Origin of the sequence: Pseudoalteromonas sp. T1lg24, from assembly GCF_002964745.1 — a bacterium.
GTDB lineage: Bacteria > Pseudomonadota > Gammaproteobacteria > Enterobacterales > Alteromonadaceae > Pseudoalteromonas > Pseudoalteromonas spongiae.
The window spans coordinates 1151558-1169371 of the sequence record NZ_PQCB01000033.1 but is presented as its reverse complement, the minus strand read 5'-3'; the positions used below and the strand labels follow the sequence as shown (position 1 = coordinate 1169371).

General features: G+C 40.0%; 17 protein-coding genes. 9 read left to right on the top strand and 8 right to left on the bottom strand.

Annotated features, from left to right (window positions below; all coding sequences use genetic code 11):
* The first annotated feature begins 315 nt into the window (after nt 1-315).
* On the top strand, nt 316-1122 hold the full coding sequence (locus C2M30_RS17490; protein WP_105172646.1) for a hypothetical protein: 807 nt from the start codon (nt 316-318) through the stop codon (nt 1120-1122).
* Nucleotides 1123-1156: 34 nt separating this feature from the next.
* A complete protein-coding gene (locus C2M30_RS17485) occupies nt 1157-1687 on the top strand; it encodes a hypothetical protein (RefSeq protein WP_105172645.1) in 531 nt (176 codons plus the stop codon).
* 237 nt (nt 1688-1924) lie between these two features.
* Here C2M30_RS17485 and C2M30_RS21545 read toward each other — a convergent pair whose 3' ends face one another.
* Complete coding sequence (locus tag C2M30_RS21545; protein WP_157813594.1) at nt 1925-2065, bottom strand: hypothetical protein; 141 nt, start codon at nt 2063-2065, stop codon at nt 1925-1927.
* Nucleotides 2055-2393, bottom strand: coding sequence for a DUF413 domain-containing protein (maoP, locus tag C2M30_RS17480; protein ID WP_010558808.1), 339 nt, complete (start codon nt 2391-2393; stop codon nt 2055-2057). Before maoP ends, C2M30_RS21545 begins: the two co-directional genes overlap by 11 nt.
* A gap of 396 nt (nt 2394-2789) precedes the next feature.
* On the opposite strand from maoP, the gene C2M30_RS17475 reads away from it, so the two are divergent.
* A complete protein-coding gene (locus tag C2M30_RS17475) occupies nt 2790-4082 on the top strand; it encodes a hypothetical protein (protein ID WP_158683541.1) in 1293 nt (430 codons plus the stop codon).
* Between the two features lie 115 nt (nt 4083-4197).
* Here C2M30_RS17475 and C2M30_RS17470 read toward each other — a convergent pair whose 3' ends face one another.
* The 5 genes from C2M30_RS17470 to sdhC all read right to left on the bottom strand — a co-directional run bounded on the left by C2M30_RS17470 (nt 4198) and on the right by sdhC (nt 8790).
* The gene (locus C2M30_RS17470; RefSeq protein ID WP_105172643.1) at nt 4198-4857 is read right to left on the bottom strand and encodes an isochorismatase family cysteine hydrolase; all 660 of its coding nucleotides are present in this window, start codon (nt 4855-4857) and stop codon (nt 4198-4200) included.
* 75 nt (nt 4858-4932) lie between these two features.
* Nucleotides 4933-5499: a Crp/Fnr family transcriptional regulator gene (locus C2M30_RS17465; protein ID WP_105172642.1), complete on the bottom strand. Its 567-nt coding sequence runs from the start codon at nt 5497-5499 to the stop codon at nt 4933-4935.
* Between the two features lie 197 nt (nt 5500-5696).
* Nucleotides 5697-7811: a TonB-dependent siderophore receptor gene (locus tag C2M30_RS17460; RefSeq protein ID WP_105172641.1), complete on the bottom strand. Its 2115-nt coding sequence runs from the start codon at nt 7809-7811 to the stop codon at nt 5697-5699.
* A 269-nt stretch (nt 7812-8080) separates the two neighbouring features.
* Complete coding sequence (sdhD, locus tag C2M30_RS17455) at nt 8081-8419, bottom strand: succinate dehydrogenase, hydrophobic membrane anchor protein (protein ID WP_158683539.1); 339 nt, start codon at nt 8417-8419, stop codon at nt 8081-8083.
* Nucleotides 8407-8790, bottom strand: coding sequence for a succinate dehydrogenase, cytochrome b556 subunit (sdhC, locus tag C2M30_RS17450; RefSeq protein ID WP_100915526.1), 384 nt, complete (start codon nt 8788-8790; stop codon nt 8407-8409). The genes sdhD and sdhC overlap by 13 nt, the downstream gene beginning before the upstream one ends.
* A gap of 245 nt (nt 8791-9035) precedes the next feature.
* Between sdhC and C2M30_RS17445 the strand changes: the two genes are divergently transcribed.
* From C2M30_RS17445 to C2M30_RS17435, 3 genes are all read left to right on the top strand, one after another.
* Entirely contained in the window at nt 9036-9539 is a 504-nt protein-coding gene (locus C2M30_RS17445) for an RNA polymerase sigma factor (protein ID WP_158683537.1), read from the top strand.
* Nucleotides 9532-10425: a FecR family protein gene (locus tag C2M30_RS17440; protein ID WP_105172638.1), complete on the top strand. Its 894-nt coding sequence runs from the start codon at nt 9532-9534 to the stop codon at nt 10423-10425. The genes C2M30_RS17445 and C2M30_RS17440 overlap by 8 nt, the downstream gene beginning before the upstream one ends.
* Nucleotides 10426-10493: 68 nt before the next feature.
* A complete protein-coding gene (locus C2M30_RS17435; RefSeq protein WP_105172637.1) occupies nt 10494-12920 on the top strand; it encodes a TonB-dependent receptor in 2427 nt (808 codons plus the stop codon).
* Nucleotides 12921-12968: 48 nt separating this feature from the next.
* Here C2M30_RS17435 and C2M30_RS17430 read toward each other — a convergent pair whose 3' ends face one another.
* Nucleotides 12969-15221, bottom strand: a complete 2253-nt coding sequence (locus C2M30_RS17430; RefSeq protein ID WP_105172636.1) for a carboxypeptidase-like regulatory domain-containing protein — start codon at nt 15219-15221, stop codon at nt 12969-12971.
* Between the two features lie 429 nt (nt 15222-15650).
* Here C2M30_RS17430 and C2M30_RS17425 point away from each other — a divergent pair, with 429 nt between their 5' ends.
* The 3 genes from C2M30_RS17425 to C2M30_RS17415 are packed head-to-tail and all read left to right on the top strand — an operon-like array spanning nt 15651 to nt 17755.
* Nucleotides 15651-15881: a helix-turn-helix domain-containing protein gene (locus C2M30_RS17425; RefSeq protein ID WP_100915531.1), complete on the top strand. Its 231-nt coding sequence runs from the start codon at nt 15651-15653 to the stop codon at nt 15879-15881.
* A 14-nt stretch (nt 15882-15895) separates the two neighbouring features.
* Nucleotides 15896-16498 (top strand): hypothetical protein, encoded by a 603-nt coding sequence (locus C2M30_RS17420; RefSeq protein ID WP_105172635.1) that lies wholly within the window; start codon nt 15896-15898, stop codon nt 16496-16498.
* A gap of 36 nt (nt 16499-16534) precedes the next feature.
* Entirely contained in the window at nt 16535-17755 is a 1221-nt protein-coding gene (locus C2M30_RS17415; protein ID WP_105172634.1) for a serine hydrolase domain-containing protein, read from the top strand.
* Nucleotides 17756-17814 lie beyond the last annotated feature (59 nt).

Sequence of the window (17814 nt, the reverse complement as noted above, 5' to 3'; positions counted from 1 at the left end):
AGTAACTACTGAGGTAGCTGTAGTCATTTATAGCTATCTCGTGAGTTTATTGATATCTAAGTCAAAAAGAAGCGATAAGCGAAATTTAATAATTAATAAAACAACTTCACTTAAGACATTCGGTTTATCATTCAAAGTTAATTCGGGTTTGATATAAACGCGAAAGAAGCTTAGCGGCAACCTTATAGGTGAGAAATGAGCGACCTGCGGCCGTTGGTTGTATGCTCAAAAATAAATCCTATGGATGATTTACGAAACACTACTAATAAAATACTCTAACCCTATAAATAATATGGATTTATATAAGTGATTATAATGGAAAATAACACAAAGCACTGGCAACTAGACAATAAAACATGGGTAAAAACACGTCAAAAAGAATGGTCAGACTATCAATTTAACTTAAATCGCTATGTAGATGTTTTTTATGATTTTGATGATGAAGATCAATCTGCCATAAAGTCATATTTTCTAACTGGCGATGATGAAAGCTTAAAAAAAATATATAAAATGCCGCGTAGTTTATTGATTGAGTTATGGATATACCCGAGCGATGATATTGAAGTACTCAATAGAGTAAAGGAGAGACACTGTAAAGAAAGATTAAATTATTCTGAGTTTGAAGCAATGAATGATAGTGATGCTGGACTTATTACAAGGTGCTCCCACCATCGTAATTTAGGCGAATTTAAAGGGACAAGTAAACTCAATGGCAGAGATTGGCTATTAGAACAATTATTGGTGCCACTTTCCATAGATGAAATACTTGCTGCGAACCCTAAAAAAACGCGAAACGATGTTATACGAGGTGAATTTGATATATTTTGTATGGAATTTGGCGACTTTTTTTACAGAAAGGATAGGCTTGATACTGACCCATGCATTCACAAAATACCTTATTGGCGTGAAGCCATTGCGGAGTCATTTGCTAATTTAAAAGATAGCGAGGACTTTGTTTATTTACTCGAAGATATGGATAATTTAGTAAAGTCTAAAACTGAATTACATCCAAAACAGGCGAAACTAATTAAAGATATTGAAGCCGTTTTTAATGACCCAAGCATGCCGGAGTTGTTAAGACAACGAGTTAAAGAGATTAGAGACTCAGGCTACGCGGTATAATTAGAGCTTAAAGGTATAAATAAGGAAAAATAATATGGAATGTTACGGCACAGCGCTTTTTAAAATGCCCCCATCAAATGATGGTATGTTAACAGAAATCAAAAATTACATTGAAAATGAGCTTGATTTGCATATAGAAGGGAAGATAAACAATGTCGGAAGTGTTTATTTGATGAGTTTTATCGGAGGTTCATCCCTTGAAGATGAGTTATGTGAATTACTCAACAAGCTATCTACTTTAAAATGCCCGACAGTAAAAGGGTATTGGCAAGGCGATGAAGACCCGTTTGTAGAATTGCTATGGGTTGATGAAACAGACAATAGTATTGACTCATTTTCAGTAGACTCTGGCGTTTTCGACACCATTGCTGAAATGGAAATAGAGGATGCCGATGATTTATGTGACTACAAGGATTTACAAGTTGCTTATCAGCAAGGTCCGCGAGATTATTTTATGAAACCTTTTACACAATGGCAGCAAGGTATTCCACCTGAACTTATTTCAGATTTAAATGAGCTAGTTGAAGAAGTTATAGAGTCTTCAAAAGAGGTGATTGAAGAGTAGTTTTCAGAACCAACTAAAGGAAAGTTGTAGGTTCTATTTTACGCTTCAATGGCCGCTAATGACACCTTTGCGTCTGTCATTCTTGATTTAGTTAGGTTAGATACATAACACAAAGCTAAAGACTTGCTAGAGTAAATAACTGGGCTTTTACATACCATTAGGGCTGGTTTTTCTTAATTGAACTATCAACAAGAATAAACAAGCCCTATGGTTTTTGTGTAGATGAAAACGTGAGTACTACTCGTCACTCCAGTCATCATCATCAAACTTTTTGCGTTTAGATTTGTGACTTAATTTAGCTTTCGGTTTTTCCTTTTTTGCTTTCTTGTGTGCTTTATTCTTCTCAAGATAACTACCTTGATTTTGCTCATGCTTCATCGAAACTCTCATACGACCGTGTTACTTCATTGCGAGAACTATTTGCACTCGCTCTGTGGCTCACTTTATATAGCGCTTTTAAGTACTTGCGCCATAAGCGTACCTCGTATAATCCAGACTCAGCATCCACATTGATGTTATCAACAAAGTTTTGCTCCGCCTCGTTACTCGGTGCCAATTCGCCACAATACAAGCCGTTTAACGTATAGCCATAATTAATTAAAAAATTTGCCTCAGGAATAGTGAAAAAGCCAGCCCTATCGATGCCACCAGGAAAGTGTTCATCGTCATAAAATTTTCGACCACCTAATCTAATTTCAGCTGCCATATTTTTAATCTCAACATGTTAGTAAATTAAACCTTGCCCGCATCAACTATTGATGCGCTCGCAAGTGAAAAATAGTTAAATTTTTCAAAGAAGAAAATCAAAAAATTATTATCGTGAAGATAAAAATTAATGGTGATAAAAGAGAGCGAAAAAACAGCCCGATTTACGCTTAATTAACGGTCATAATATTTAGATTACAAACAAGTACTTTTTGAGTTGCTATGTAGCGAACCAGTGAAATTACCTCTTATCAACGTAAATTTTTGAAACATTATTAAACAATTTATACCACATAGATTTAAAAACATGCTTTTAAGCCCATACATGCTATTACACGTTTCTATAAGCAATAATTTCATTTAATATCAAATGGATAATTTTAAGTTAGGTGCACGCATGCGTTTCATTTTCATCTGTTTTCTATTTTTCTTTAGTCACATTAGTTTTGCTCATACCCTGTACAGTAGAATGAGTGAATGTATTCCCGATTTACAAAGGAAAGGAGCTGAATTTAGTGCAACCGTAAATTATAAAAAAAATAGTTCAGAGGAAGAGCAACTAGAGTTGGTTCGAAAAAAGTTGTTTGCACGTATCCAAAAAAATCTACCTAAATATTCAAACGGGTTAATTGAGCAAACAGTAATTTTTAAAAAAAACATTCAACATCAGCAAATAACTGGCATCGTCGCCTTAAAGCAAATTAAAAGTTGTAACGGTAAAACGTATAAAATAACTCAAAATAACCTAAAGCTATTAAGTGTGATAATAGCTAAAAATCAGTTTCCAACAATAAAACTTAAAACCGAGCACAAGTTACCCACCCACCAACCGAAAAAGTTAACTCCGATTCAAGCACAGGGGTACATATCAACTCAGTCTATTTTTGGGATATCAATTGGTGACAGTTTTGAAACTGCCGTTAACAAATTGGGGCGATTTACCTTAGTGTGGCCTGTAAGTGACTCTCTCAAGCTTACATTAATTGGTCGCAATCATATGTTTTTGTTTGAAAATAATAAATTCACGCACTATCAATATCATAGTCAACTCCTGCCAACATCTTTGGCAAATCAACTAGAACTTACTGCAACAAATAATAGTATTAAGCTACAAAGCTCAGAAATTAATTTGAAAGATTTGCTTTCTAACGAGCAAAAACACGAGTTAACAAAGACATTTTCTTCAGTTGTTTTTCAACAGATGCGGGTTGATGGCCAAAGAACGGCAGAACGCATAAAGAGCCTAAGTGTGGGGGAACCAATAGCAATAGATAACTACGCTCAACTACCATGCTTTGATGGAACAAACTCTTTCAATCAATTTATAAGTACAAATATAAACGCTTTAATATATTTTGTTGATGTAGATAACAGTCCTGCTTTACTGTCGGGTTGTTTACAAAAATTCGTTTTATCCACTGACAACAAATTGAAACACATTGAACTATTAGATGTGATCTCTGCAAGTCAAACCGAGACTAACGTTATAAACACCTTGGTTAGCGCTTTTAAACCTTGGTCTTTTGGAAAAGTTAAGCATGGCCAGAAAGTTACTTCACTTGTTTCGCTAGGAGCCAAAATTGAGTGGCGACAGGCAATGCTTGAAACCCCAAACTGGCAAGGAATATTCGAGATTTATGATGAAGCTATTTTTAGCGGAAAAGTGATTCCATTTACCACAAGCGACTAACGTACATTAAGTATTAAAAATAACTATACTGCGGCCTTAATATAATCAGGAAGCTGATAACATAAGAGGCATTACACACAACACTAGGTTGCGTGTAATGCCGCACTATTTAGTGCTAAAGTGCGCCGAATGCCTCGACTAAAATCCCTTTACCAAAGTGATGCAAAATCTCGTCTTCAAAATAAGTTTGCTGTTGCTGAGTAAATGCCCCTGTCGCGTCGGTTACAACATACGTTGTGTAACCTTTGTCGTGCGCTTCTCTGAGCGTAGATTCAACACACACGTGCGTTGCAAAGCCAGCAAGGTACAATGTTGTAATATTATTGTTTCTTAGGTAACTATCTAAACTACTACCAGCAAACGCCGATGCCCCCGAGCGTTCTGAAATAACAAACTCACCTGCTTTTGGCTGAAAATTATGGTGAATATCTGCCATACCACCTTGCCATGTTTTGGCTTTTTTAATGGCGGCACGCAACCCAAATTGCGCATTGCCAAAAATTTGATAATTAGCATCGGGCTTTAATGTAACGTGTACAATATGCATTTGATGCTGACGTGCTTTTGCTAACAATTGCTGAGATTGGCTAATGGCCTGTGCAAATGCCTTTTTATCTTTAACCAATACGTTTCTTAGTGTGCCTTTTGGCGATACCCATTCATTTTGGTATTCAATCAACACTAACGCGCTTGTGTTTACCTGTTCTTTTGCCAATACATGGCAACTAAAAAACAAGCAGCAGATGACTATTTGGCAGTTGAGTAAATTTTTCATAACTATTCCTACAAAGTAAATGTAGCAATAGTGTGATTTGATTAACCTGCGTTTGCCTTAACATTTGATAAGGCATTAATTTTTGTTTTTTACACGCGATAAGGTAACGTCTGTCATACCAAGATACGAAGCGATGTGTTTAAGCGGTATTTGCTGACAAAGTGCTGGGTATTTTTTTGAAAAGTAAGCGTAGCGTTTTTTCGCGTCTTGCTGCAAAAACATTAATTCGCGCTCTATTTTCTCTTCGAGCAATTGCGCTGTTAAGCACTGAAATAAGCACTGACTAATACTGCAATCTGCTAATAACTCAACTACTTTCGCATAAGCCATATGGTAGCCATGCACCTCAGTCAGAGTTTCAACATAAAAATTCGATGGACCCGTTATTGCCGACGGCGCGATTGGTGCCAATATGTCACCTTCACCAAAAAAACCTTTATTTGATTCTTTACCCTCTGAGTCGAGATAGTACAGGCGCACAAGTCCGTGTGAGATAATGTAAAAATCTTGCCAGTGCTCACCTTGAGCTAACAACGGCGTGGTTGATTTAAAGGTTACGGGCTTTAATTCTTTGGTAAGTAAAGCCGCTTTTGCTCTACTAATGCCTTTAGACTCTAAAAATACGGAAAGTGGCATATCCATTTGCGATACCTAAACAACTTGTGTTGGCAACTATACTATTCGCAAACAACCGACAATGCAGTAACACACTACAAATTATATCCAACCTTTGCTAAAACACCGAATGTTGTGCGCTTCAAAAGCATGACCTACACACCAAATATACTGAGGAAAAACCCTATAAAAAAGGTGCTAGCAATACCAGCACCCTCAGAAGCTTAAAACGTATAATTCGCAGATAACGACACAAGGCGTCCGTTGCCCGGCGCTACGCCCCAATCCATGCCCTTTGCGCCAGCCGATACCCAATATTCTTTATCAAATAGGTTTTCAACTTTAAAGCGCAGCATTAAATTAAGGTCGCTAAAGTCATAACGCACACCCGTATCAACGCGCGTATAGCTTGGCAGTGATAAGCTATTTTGTAAGTTTTGTTGGCGCTCACCCACGTAAAAAACACCAATATTGGCGCTTAACCCAGACAAGCCTTTAAGCGACGCAAAGTTATAATCAACAAATAGGTTGCCTTGCGTTTTCGGCACATTATGTGGCTGATTACCATTGATCTCTGCTTGCCCCGCTAGCTCTCTAATTTCTGCATCTATAAAGCTGGTTGAGAATACTAGCGATAGGTTCTCGATAATTTCACCATTGGCGTTTAGCTCAATACCGCGGTGACGTTGCACACCATCTTGCACAAAGTAATTGGTAGCGCGATTATGATACTCCAATGACTTTTCAATTTGATAAATCGCAGCGCTAAATGTGGCCTTGTTGAAGCGATACTTTACACCTACTTCCATTTGCTCACTTTCTTGCGCACCGAGGTACTGGCCTTCGTTTTCAGCGCCACTGCCAATCACCGCAATGCCGCCTTCGCCTGCGCCTTCGGTATACATACCGTAAAATGCCAGCGCATCATTTGGGTTGTAATTAATACCCAGCGTTGGTGTGGTATAACTATCATCGTGAGTGCGTACTCGTTGCTCGCCAGGAGCTGTTTTATCACGCTGATAGGTTAAATGCCTCACTCCTAAGGTTGCATACACATGATCGCTAAAGTGCACAATATCTGTAATAAATACCGCACGTTCGCGCGATTTTTCTAGATTCGCATCTGGGATCTCTGGAAACTCAGGGCGCGCTGTATACACAGGATCAAATAAGCTTGCCACGGGGTTATTAAGTTCGAACCAACGACCCGAAATAGACTCTAAATCACGGTAACTTACGCCAACCACCAGCTCATGATTTATAAAACCAGTTTCTACTTCGCCACTTAAAAAACTGTGGCCAGAGCGCGCTTTAAACGACTCATCAGGCGTGACCAAAATAGCGGCACTCAGTACCTCCCCTTCAGGTGATGTGGCATAAATATCTGGGAAAATGGTAAAGCGATCATTGTTGCTTAGCGCCACCTGATTAACCCATTGCCAATTATCGTTTAACCAGTAATCAACGCGTGCGCCAATATTATAGGTTTCTGTCTCGTACAACGCCCACGGTTGGCCTAGCAGTACCTCTTGGGTGTCGACATACTGTGGTAAAAAGGTTTGCCCATTTTCACCATACACTAAGCCAATTAGGGGTTGCGAGACAATCGACTTATCGTGAAAATCAAAATCCAGTCTGACAAGCACGTGATCATTTAACTGCCAATCAAATGCACTGCTTAAAAAGTAACGTTCGGTGTCATCACCGCCGGTAAAATCACCATTATCCTCTATCGCTGCGTTCACACGATACCCCACATCACTTTGCGCTGATAGCGGGCCGCCCATATCAAGCGACAAATAACGACCATCACTGCTGTTAAGCTCTGCACCAAGCTCAATAAATTGCTCAGAGGTAGGTCGTTTGGTGACGTAATTAACCGTGCCCCCAGGATTGTTAAACCCTGCAATCACACCCGAAGGCCCTTTTAGCACATCAATGCGTTGAACATTTTCAAGTGCTACATCTTGGTATGGCGCAAGCGATAAACCATCACGTCGCAGGCCATTATTCCAATCCAGTTGAAAGCCACGCAAACTGACAAAATCAAACACAGTACCTATCGAGGTGTTTTGTACCGACGCATCATTACTTAATACCTCACTTAACGTACGCGCAAGTTGATTATCGATAAGTTGTTCTGAAAACGACTGAATGGAAATTGGCAACTGCAAAGGATCTTTAATGCCCAAGGCTGCGGCGTTTACATCGCGGGCATCATACATTGGAGCACGTGTGCCCAATACTTCAATATGTTCGAGTGACTTTTCAGTATTGGCATAAAGGGAGAGCGTCAAGAGAGAAAGAGGTAAGGCACACACGCCATTATTTAACTTCATGGTTTTAAGGTCCGTTTAAAAAAACAAAATGATACATTATAACATATTATTTTGAAAGCATTAGCCAACACACATCTGCCGCTTGTGCCTTAATATAAAAAGAGAACATCGTTAATTTCGAATTAGCCTGATCGTTGATTAGATTGCATTGCCCGCCAAGAACCATAGGCGCAAACTTCGAATATCACTTTTAAATACAATAAAGCCTGTTTTTAAACAGGCTTTATTTTTCACATGCACTTTTGTGCGCTGGTAATGTTAAACACGGGTTAAAACCAAATAATGTAGTTACCAAATGCTGCAATCATTACACTTACCACAATACACAATGTATTGAATAAATAGTTAACGAAACTTCCCTTTACGTAATCGCCTGCGATTTGCCAACCTGCCAGCATGCTATTAAGGGATAACACAATAAGGCTTATACTTGCGATTACTTTAAACCAATGTGCGTTTAACAAACCGATTAACGATGCATAATCGTCGACAGGAAAAGTAGCGAACACAAAAACAAAACACAGACTAAGTAGCACAATTAATAAATTAGCAACCCGCTGAAAAATCCACTGCTTTGTACCGTGACGATTAATGTTTAAACTAACCAAACCCAGCCCCCTGCAATAATGCTTAACACCAACGCCAAACCAATCGTAACGCGAGAGATCGCAATGCCGCCTGATAACTCTTCAAAATAACCAAATTCCTGAATAAAGTGTTTAACACTTGCAAGGCAATAATACGCCAATGCGGTTAACCCACCCCAAACTAAAAATTGGATAAAAAATACGTCATTGAAATAGGACTTCACTTCGTCAAACTGCTGTTGCGTTCGACTCGCATAATAAATTACAGGGATTAAAGCCACTGAATAAAACCAAATGATCACTGCACAAATTCGATGCAAAATTGATGCGTAGGCAGTAATCGGTAACGCCATGGTATGAATTGCCAAATTAACTGGCCGCTTATTTTTCATAACATAAAACCAAAATTAAAGAGTGAAAACAAATTAACACTAACGATAATCATTATCAATCTCATGCATTCAAATTAATACCTAATCTCACTGTGTTGATGATTAATCAGGCAAAGTTTGATACGTTTTTGTATGAAGTTGAAAAGAATGGATTTAATAAACACAGTGCACCGACCACATAAAGCTTGATTTTGATAATAGCTATCATTAGCATTAGCGACAAATTGACTGTTTTAATGATTTCAATGCAGCCTCCCTATACTGCCGAGCGAATTTATCAACATTGCATGCCGTTAATGCAGCAACACCTCGCCAAAAAAGTAGCATGTAGCGAAACCAGAAAAGATCTTTCGCAAGAGCTTTACCTCAAGCTTATGCTCGTTGAAAACTGGCATAGCATTGGCAACATTAATGCCTATGTCACAACCATGTTGAACAACTTAATTATTGATTTTTATCGCAAAAGTAGTAAAGAGTTAGTTGATGATGTCGATCTGGATTCACTTAAAGCCGATACTTGTCCAGAACAATATGTTGGCCAGCACCTGGCCATTGAAAAAATTCAACAACTGCTCGATAAACAAAAGCCCGAAATGAAAGATTTAATTTGGCGCGCTAAAATCAATGGCGATAGTTGTCGTAATATAGCGTGTGATAAAGGGCGCTCACTAAGTTGGGTTGAAAAGTCATTGGCTAATTTGCAAAGTAAATGCCGTCAGCTTATTTTGGGGTCGCAGCATAATGATTAAACGCTGGTTAATTCGAGTACAAGCCAAGCGCTGGTTAACAAAAATGCGCGCTGAGAATGTAACTTACGAGCAACAGCGCGCTTTTGTCGCTTGGTGCAAAAAGTCTAAACAACATCAAGATACCTATTTTGCTGAGCGCGACATATTACTAAACAGCAACAGCAATAAAGCGCCTCGTTTAGGTCATTCATTGGCGTTTTTATCGTTAGTGGCATTTGCGCTGACAATTTGGCTTGTGAAAACGCCCAACACCAGCAAAATAGCGCCATCATTGGTGTACTTTAGTGCCGAGCAAAGCCCTGTAACCTTAAGCGATGGTTCGGTAATTGAGTTAAAAAAAGCCACTAAAATTGCCGTTGCGTACAGCCAAAACGAACGCATAATCAAATTGCTTGAAGGAGATGCCTGGTTTGACGTTGCAAGCGACGCTAATCGACCATTTCGCGTTGAGTTTAATAATAAGCAAGTCACCGCGCTAGGTACGTCTTTTTTGATCAATACGTTAGGTGTGGCAAAAGTGGTTGTAACCGAGCATAAAGTCAGTGTTACCAACACCCAAACCAAGCAAATGCAGCAACTTGCACAAGGTGAAGGGTTAATTTTATCAAATAAACATTGGCTGAAAATGCACGCAAGCGAAATTAATGCGGCACTGGCATGGCGTGATGGCAAACTGATCTTTAATGCAACTCCCCTTGGCGATGCAATTAAGCAGTTACAACCTTTTGTGGATTACAAAATCAGCGTCGTTAATCAGCAACACCTAAATTTAAAAGTAACCGGTAATGTAAATACACAATCGCCTGAGTTTGCGCTTTCTTTGCTATTGGAAAGCTTAAATTTAAAGCAAATGCGCAATGCCAGTAACGATCTCATAATTTATTAAAAATAATTTACGGTTTTTCATTTTTAACGCGTTATAGATAGTAAGAATTATTTTTATTAAGGTTAAAAATGAAAATCCTCCCACTTGCATTAGCTATTTCAGCAGCCTCTCTTTCTACGATTTATTCACCTGTTGTGCTTAGCAATACGCAAAGTGTCAATCAGCTTGTTCAATTTGATATTAATGCATCCTCGCTACGCCAAGGTTTAGCTGAATATACACGCGTTACTGGCATTCAATTATTTGTAAACGATGCGCTATTAAACGAACAACAAAATGCACCGCTTAAAGGCCAATTTACAGCGGCTCAAGGCCTCACATATTTGCTCAACCAATCAAATTTATACGCTGAGTGGAAATCACCGCAAGCTGTGGTGCTAAAAGCAAAAGCACCGCAAAATAAACGTTCACAAACGACGAACAAACCATCAACAACTGCGCCATTAGATAACATTGAAGTAGTGCAAGTAAATGGCTCTCGTATGCAACAAGGGCTGACCAGCGTTGCACGTCAAACCAGCTATTTTTCAGCAGCCGATATCACTAATGCAATGGCCGCGAATGCAAACTTAGCTCAGGTAATTGGCAAATTAGTGCCCGGTGTATCGCCTGCCAGTCAAACCATGACGAATTTTGGTTTAACATTACGTGGGCGCAATTTACTGGTGCTGATTGATGGTGTGCCAATGAGCACTAACCGTAATGTGTCGCGCGACCTATTTAATCTTGATCCATCACTGATCTATTCAATTGAAATTGTACGTGGTGGTAACGCCATTTACGGTTCAGGCGCAAGCGGCGGTGTGATGTACATCACAACTAAAACGGCTAAGCAATCAAGCACTCAAACGCGTGCAGAATTAAGCACTAGCTTAACTGAAATTTCAAGCGATGCCGCCACTTATAAACTTGGTCAAAGTATTGCTGATCAACGCGATAAGCTGTCGTTTGCAGTGGACTTTGATATCGCATCGACCGGTGGCTATTTTGATGCAAATGGTGACAGAATTGCACCAGAGCCAAGCCAAGGTGATCTGTTTGACAGCACTCAATTTAGCCTTCACGGCAAGGTCGGTTATCAGTTTAATAAAAATGCAGAGCTGTTTGCCAGTGTTATGTGGTTTGATTCAAGCCAAGACACTGAGTTCGCGTCAGATCCAAGTGTTAACTCGCTGCCATTACATAGCGTAAGTGCAAAACCGCGCAAAGGCCTGGTATTAGCTGAACAAAATAGTGCCGACAACTTAATGTTTAACCTTCATTATGTTGATAACGATTTATGGTCGCAGCAGTTTTCTGGCCAGCTTTATTATCGCGACTACGAAACCCGCTTTTATCCGTTTGACGGTCGCCCATTCGCCTCTTGGAATCATTTAGGGCAAGTTTACCTTAATGCGCAAGTGCTTGGTTTTAGAAGCGCATTTAGCCTGCCAATTAGCAATCACACCGTTATTTATGGCCTAGATGGTAATTTTGAGTCAACTAAAATGCCGATCACAGCATACGACCCAGAAGTATTTGATAACAGTAACGGCTTAGAGTTTGTCAAACTCGAAGATAAAACCTTTATGCCAGAAACCGACACCAATAACATTGCTGCATTTGCGCAATACAAATACCACACAGATTGGGGACTTAATGTAGACGCCGGTGCACGTTTTGAACATATTCGTGTTTCGTTCGATGATTTTACAACTCTTGGCCAAGGTAATTCTGTTGATGGTGGCAGCAAAAGCTACGACGGCACTATGCTAAACGCTAGCGTAAACTATAGTCTAACCGACAATGTAAAAACCTATATCGCATTTGACCAAGGGTACGAATTACCTGATATTGGTCTGCTACTTCGCTACGCATCAAGTGATTTTGACATCGCAAGCAGTGAACTAGAACCCGTTACCTCAGATAACTTTGAAGTTGGTTTTAACTATCAATCGGATAACGTTAGCGTTAATGGTGCGCTCTTTAATTCAACGTCAGACCGTGGGCGCGTTAAAAGTAGTGGCTTTGGTTTAGATTTGCGCCGCGATAAAGAACGAATTTCAGGTATCGAGCTGGACATAAACTATTACCTAACTGACACCTTAAGCATGATGGCGTTAGTGAGTAAAATAAACGGTGATGAAAAACCTGAAGGCACCGACACGTGGCGCGAAATGAATGGTTTTAGAATCGCGCCGTTAAAAGCAACATTCGCAAGCCAATATCAGTACGATAACATCAATCTGCAAGCGCAACTAAACTATGTTGACGGCCACGATTACCGTTTAAATGGCAACACCGGCTTTGGCCGCCATCAAACAGATTCGTATACCACACTCGACTTATTCGCAAGCATTGAACTAGACCAAAGCGTTGTAAATATTGGTATAGAAAACGCCACTAACCGCGAGTATTACCCGCTTTATAGTCAATTATTGCGCTCTAACGCTAATACCAGCCATATTCCTGCGAAAGGTTCGATGGTGAAACTCACTTATCGCTATAACTGGTAAATTAACACGTCAATTTATTAAGCGTTAAGGGCATACGCCCTTAACGTTTTAGCGCGCTACATTGGTGTAATTTGCTCTGTCTACTTCTCGCTCAATATTAATGCGCGATGGGATAAAAGTGTTGTAACCCGGCTGCCCGCCAAACCACAATTGCGCATCACGCTCTTCACGTTCAACAATGTAAAACACTCTATCGCCGTTAATAATGGTACTTGCGATGGGGTACCAATAACGTTTAGCAAAAGGTAGACGGTTAATTTCAATAGTCTGTGCCCCAACCTGATAACTCACTGCATCACTTAGCACAAAATTGATGCTGCTTAATCCGTTTTGGTCTGGTCCCTGCCATGCAACACCATCGATATTTTGCACTGTGTTACTGGTAAACAACCAGCCCCATAAGCGTTCTGGAATAAGCAAACCATTGCTATCAAACGAACCCGGGATCCACGAATTAATTTCACCATTCCAGTAATGATTGCTACTTGTTGGCTGCAAATAAGCACTATCGAGTACAAAGTTAGTTTGCCCTTTTACCCAAATATCATAGGTAGCAAATTCCCCTTCTGGCGTACTGAACTGAGAAAATACACCGTATTCTAATCCAAGTTGATCAATGATTTCGCTCGTTTGCACAGCGCCATTTGGATATTGGATCACTAACTGACCCGCATTATTTACCTGCCAGTTTGCGCTAATATTAGATATTTTGCCGTTTGCCACGCCATTTGAATCAAACATAATTACATCAGCATACGAGGTGGTAGGATAAATATAATCATCATAAGCGCGTTTACCTTCCGAGTAATTATATTGCCCGCCCCACTGACCAAGCACACATGCAACGCCATTGCTGCAGTCCGCTTTAAACGCAATCGGCTCAATATCAAGCGCAGAGCGGAAAGTTTGCTGACCACTGCTAATTTCAATTTTATTATTTTGCAGCGTTAAGGTATCGCCATTCGTTAATTGAATTGGTGGCGTTCGCTTTTCAACGCGCGTTTCAACATTAATTACATCAACTAACGCACCATCAACAACACGAGTGTAATTTTGTGACAGCGTTGATTGATAAAACACGATTTGGTCATCTACGCCGCCGCCCGCATAAAATGCATCAATTTCAGCCTGATCGTCAGTAAGCGATTCAATATTGTAAGTTAGTAATTCTTGCTCGATAGGGGTGGTATAGGTTGTTTCGATTCGGCCATTGGCAACATGCCACGAATAGCCCGCGTTAATTGCTTGCCCATTCCATGAGGTAAAACTGAGCTTGCTTCCAGTACCTGTCACGTTAAATTTAAGTGCTGAGCCACTGCGTGATAAATATCCAGGTTCGGCGGTATCAATGGCGTAATAAAAACTTGGAATATCACTTTCATCGAATCCTGCCACTAAGTCACTGTCGGCTAAAATCGCGTTTTGCGCTGCGATTAGGTCTGCTTCAGGTGTGTTCTCAATAAAACTCTCAACCGCACTTTGCGATGAAACAAATTCAATTATACTGCTGTAACCATCGGGCAATTGATAATTCGCATCATCAACAATCAATTTAATTACCGCGGCTAATTCAATTAACTGCGATGCATCGACTGCGGTTTCAGCTTGCTGCAATTCTGTAATATTAGTCGGTTCTTGAAAGCCATTTGCCGCAAGAGTTAATACGTAACTCGCAGTTGTTACGTTCGTAACATTATGAGAGTCATCTTCTAGTACTTTTTCAAACGACCCTAACAAATTAACGAAGTTAATTTCATCGCCAGTTTGCGCATCAAAGGCCGATGATTCTATTTTCACAAGTGTTTCGAGTGTAGTGGTTAAAATCGTCAGCGAATAAGCGCCGTTTTCATCGGCTGTAGTCGTAAAGGTATTACCATTTACGGTAACACTAACGCTGGCATATGGAATAGGTTCATCAGTCACTAAACCCGATAATGTCGCACTGTAACCGCCGCAACTACTAACATCGGTCACATCTGCGCTATCAATTAAAGTGGTATTGTTATTCGCAACAGCGGCGATTTTACACGGTACGTAAATCAGATCTTCAATTTGCACTTTCGCATTAAAGCGTTTGTTTTTCACGGTTTCTGAATGAAAAATAACCTCTAGGTTGTCGGCATCTCGTAAGGTTAACGACGTATTTTTACCAAAGCCTTTTAGTTCACCCTTAACCTTGAGCCAAGTTTGCTTGTTGTTAACCGACACACTTTCGATTTCAACCGACTGTGAGCCCGCCCAACTCGCTGGTGAGATTGCGGCGGCGCTCAGTAACGCCGCCATAACTAACTGTTTAATCATTGCTTTTCCTAAATCTGAGTTGTTGTCCTCAGAGTTAGACCAGACGTTGGTAGGCAGTTGAGATTTGTCGCAACTGAACATGCGCTTTTAAATCACTTACTGTTGCGAGAAAGGTGGCACCAACTTAAACAAGTTAGTGAATAATTAACGCAAAAGCAGTAAAAACGCTCTCATCCAAAACTGAGGTTATTTAGTTTATTAAGTACCACTTAAAAACAAATGCATCCCTACTGCTCAATGCTTCATTCAGCCTAACAACTGTTTGTTAATTGATCAAATTATTGCAATAGTTTCACATTTTAAAAACTCAAACCAAGGCAAAAAATGTGCTTTTCACATTATTTTCAAAAAATCGTTAAACATTAAATATTTTACGTTTATCATAAAATTTTATTTGACAAACATAAATCATGCGATTAATTTATAAGCATGAGTATACGAATCAACCTAGATATAGAACTGGCAAAAAATAAAATGTCATTGAAACAATTATCGCAAGATATCGGCATTTCAATGACCAATTTATCGCTGCTTAAAAATGGCAAAGTGAAAGCCATTCGGTTCTCAACATTAGAGGCAATTTGTTCGGCGCTTAATTGTCAGCCGGGCGATATTTTGCAATATGAACACGATCATTCAGACACTGATCTGGATACATAACAAAAGGACGTATTATGACTTCTCGCGATAATTTTATATCCGCTGGGGTGGCTGCTTTGCTAGCAGTGTTATTTCCATTTTACTGGATCACGTTTTTGGGCCAAACCTTTGATGGCTTTGAAGCCGCTCTTAAACAAGATCTACTCACATTCAATTGGCGTGATTTACTGTTTGTATTGATTGGCGCATTAGAAGTGTGTGTTTATTTGAGCTTAAGCAATCACCTGAAATCTCACTTTAATGCCCGCTCCGCTCGTATTTTGCTGTGTGCTATGGCCGCAGTCGTCACCATATTTCACTCAACTGTGTTATTTGATATTTATTTAGCCTTAACCAACCAAGATATGCTTTCTGAAAGTACAGGCATCGTAGCGATGGTTGTAGCGTTTGGTTCTTTGGGGCTGTACACATTATTCGCGGCTGTATTTTCAATTGTATGTTTAATTAACAAACATTTGCCGCCACTGTTGAAAGTATTCTCGGTGTTAATGTTATTAATGAGCATTCTACAAATGACCCTTGTTTTGTCTTTCACCAACGTATTCCTATTCCCTGCTGCACTACTGGTACTGTCTATTTACTTTGTTAAAGACAAAGAAGAACTGGAAGTAATTTAAGCCGTACAAGGTAATGAAACAAAACAAGGATATGTTATGCGTTTAGTTAAAGTACTTATAAGCTTTATTGTACTCACTTTGAGTTGGAGTTGCGTTTGCCTTTATGGCGCATTAAATGGTTGGTGGTTAACACCACTTGCCAAACAAGGTGATTCGGCCGCATTTATTGCCAGGGTTCAACAGCGCTTTTTAAACGAGGCAAAAGGAAATTTTGCCATGGTTATCATTGAAGATGGGCGGGTTGTGTCAAAGCAATTCACACCATCAATAAATTCGGTAAATGGCGATACCCTCTTCCCTGTGGCGTCAATGAGCAAGTTATTTACCGCATATGGTGTGTATCAATTGGCACAACAAGGCGACATTGATTTAGATGCACCTATTTCTAATTACCTAACAGCAGCATGGCAATTACCCGCATCCAGTTTCAATCATAATAAAATCACCTTGCGCAGTTTACTGTCCCATACCTCGGGCTTAACCGATGGCTTAGGCTTTGCCGACATGAGTAAAAGCCAGCCAATGCCTAGTTTAATTGATTCATTAAACCACCCAAAAGGCGCACGCGGTGACGTTAAACTTGAAATCGGATTCGAACCAGCAACTCAGTGGCAATATTCGGGCGGCGGTTACCTAATTACAGAACATATCATCGAGAATGTGACTAAGATGTCATTTGAAGATTTTATGGCAAAAACCGTTTTCAGCCCGCTTTCGATGTATCGCGCCAATTATGCATTTATCGAAACGCACAGTAATGTGGCACACCCTTATGATTCGGCCGGCAACAAAGCGCCTTTTTATCAATATGTAAGCCCTGCCGCAACAGGGTTACTGGCTAGCACTAATGATCTTACTCAGTTTGTATTGGCCTTACAGCAAACGGATAAACACACTAAAAATGCCATCAACACATTAAGTAAACCTCTCGGTCATAAACTAGGAGCGCCAATTTGGGGCATGGGTGCAATGCTATATGCCCTGCTACCGGATGGTAAATTTATTCTCGGTCATGATGGCGCAAATGAGCCCGCAATTAACAGCGCACTTCGCCTCAATCCAACTAATCACGATGCAATCATTGTGTTAACCTCTGGCGGAGAAAATCTTGCAACCGCTATCGCATCTGAATGGACCTTTTGGCAAGCAGGTATACCCGACTTTTTAACCTTCGAACGCGCGATTCGCAGCGCCTTTTTACCCATAGGTTTAGGCGTAGTCGTAATTTTGCTCGCTCTTGCTCTCGTTTACCGTTAACGGGTTATCTCAACCTAAAGTGACGAGTAGAATACGTGACAGCATAGAGCATGGCTGGC

Bases quoted from the DNA above. Each gene is read 5' to 3' on its own strand.
- C2M30_RS21545 (WP_157813594.1), bottom strand. From the start codon at position 2,065: ATGAAGCATGAGCAAAATCAAGGTAGTTATCTTGAGAAGAATAAAGCA.
- C2M30_RS17475 (WP_158683541.1), top strand. From the start codon at position 2,790: ATGCGTTTCATTTTCATCTGTTTTCTATTTTTCTTTAGTCACATTAGT.
- C2M30_RS17460 (WP_105172641.1), bottom strand. From the start codon at position 7,811: ATGAAGTTAAATAATGGCGTGTGTGCCTTACCTCTTTCTCTCTTGACG.
- C2M30_RS17415 (WP_105172634.1), top strand. From the start codon at position 16,535: ATGCGTTTAGTTAAAGTACTTATAAGCTTTATTGTACTCACTTTGAGT.
- C2M30_RS17425 (WP_100915531.1), top strand. From the start codon at position 15,651: ATGAGTATACGAATCAACCTAGATATAGAACTGGCAAAAAATAAAATG.
- C2M30_RS17435 (WP_105172637.1), top strand. From the start codon at position 10,494: ATGAAAATCCTCCCACTTGCATTAGCTATTTCAGCAGCCTCTCTTTCT.
- C2M30_RS17465 (WP_105172642.1), bottom strand. From the start codon at position 5,499: ATGGATATGCCACTTTCCGTATTTTTAGAGTCTAAAGGCATTAGTAGA.
- C2M30_RS17445 (WP_158683537.1), top strand. From the start codon at position 9,036: ATGCAGCCTCCCTATACTGCCGAGCGAATTTATCAACATTGCATGCCG.
- C2M30_RS17470 (WP_105172643.1), bottom strand. From the start codon at position 4,857: ATGAAAAATTTACTCAACTGCCAAATAGTCATCTGCTGCTTGTTTTTT.
- C2M30_RS17485 (WP_105172645.1), top strand. From the start codon at position 1,157: ATGGAATGTTACGGCACAGCGCTTTTTAAAATGCCCCCATCAAATGAT.
- maoP (WP_010558808.1), bottom strand. From the start codon at position 2,393: ATGGCAGCTGAAATTAGATTAGGTGGTCGAAAATTTTATGACGATGAA.
- C2M30_RS17430 (WP_105172636.1), bottom strand. From the start codon at position 15,221: ATGATTAAACAGTTAGTTATGGCGGCGTTACTGAGCGCCGCCGCAATC.
- C2M30_RS17420 (WP_105172635.1), top strand. From the start codon at position 15,896: ATGACTTCTCGCGATAATTTTATATCCGCTGGGGTGGCTGCTTTGCTA.
- C2M30_RS17490 (WP_105172646.1), top strand. From the start codon at position 316: ATGGAAAATAACACAAAGCACTGGCAACTAGACAATAAAACATGGGTA.
- C2M30_RS17440 (WP_105172638.1), top strand. From the start codon at position 9,532: ATGATTAAACGCTGGTTAATTCGAGTACAAGCCAAGCGCTGGTTAACA.
- sdhC (WP_100915526.1), bottom strand. From the start codon at position 8,790: ATGAAAAATAAGCGGCCAGTTAATTTGGCAATTCATACCATGGCGTTA.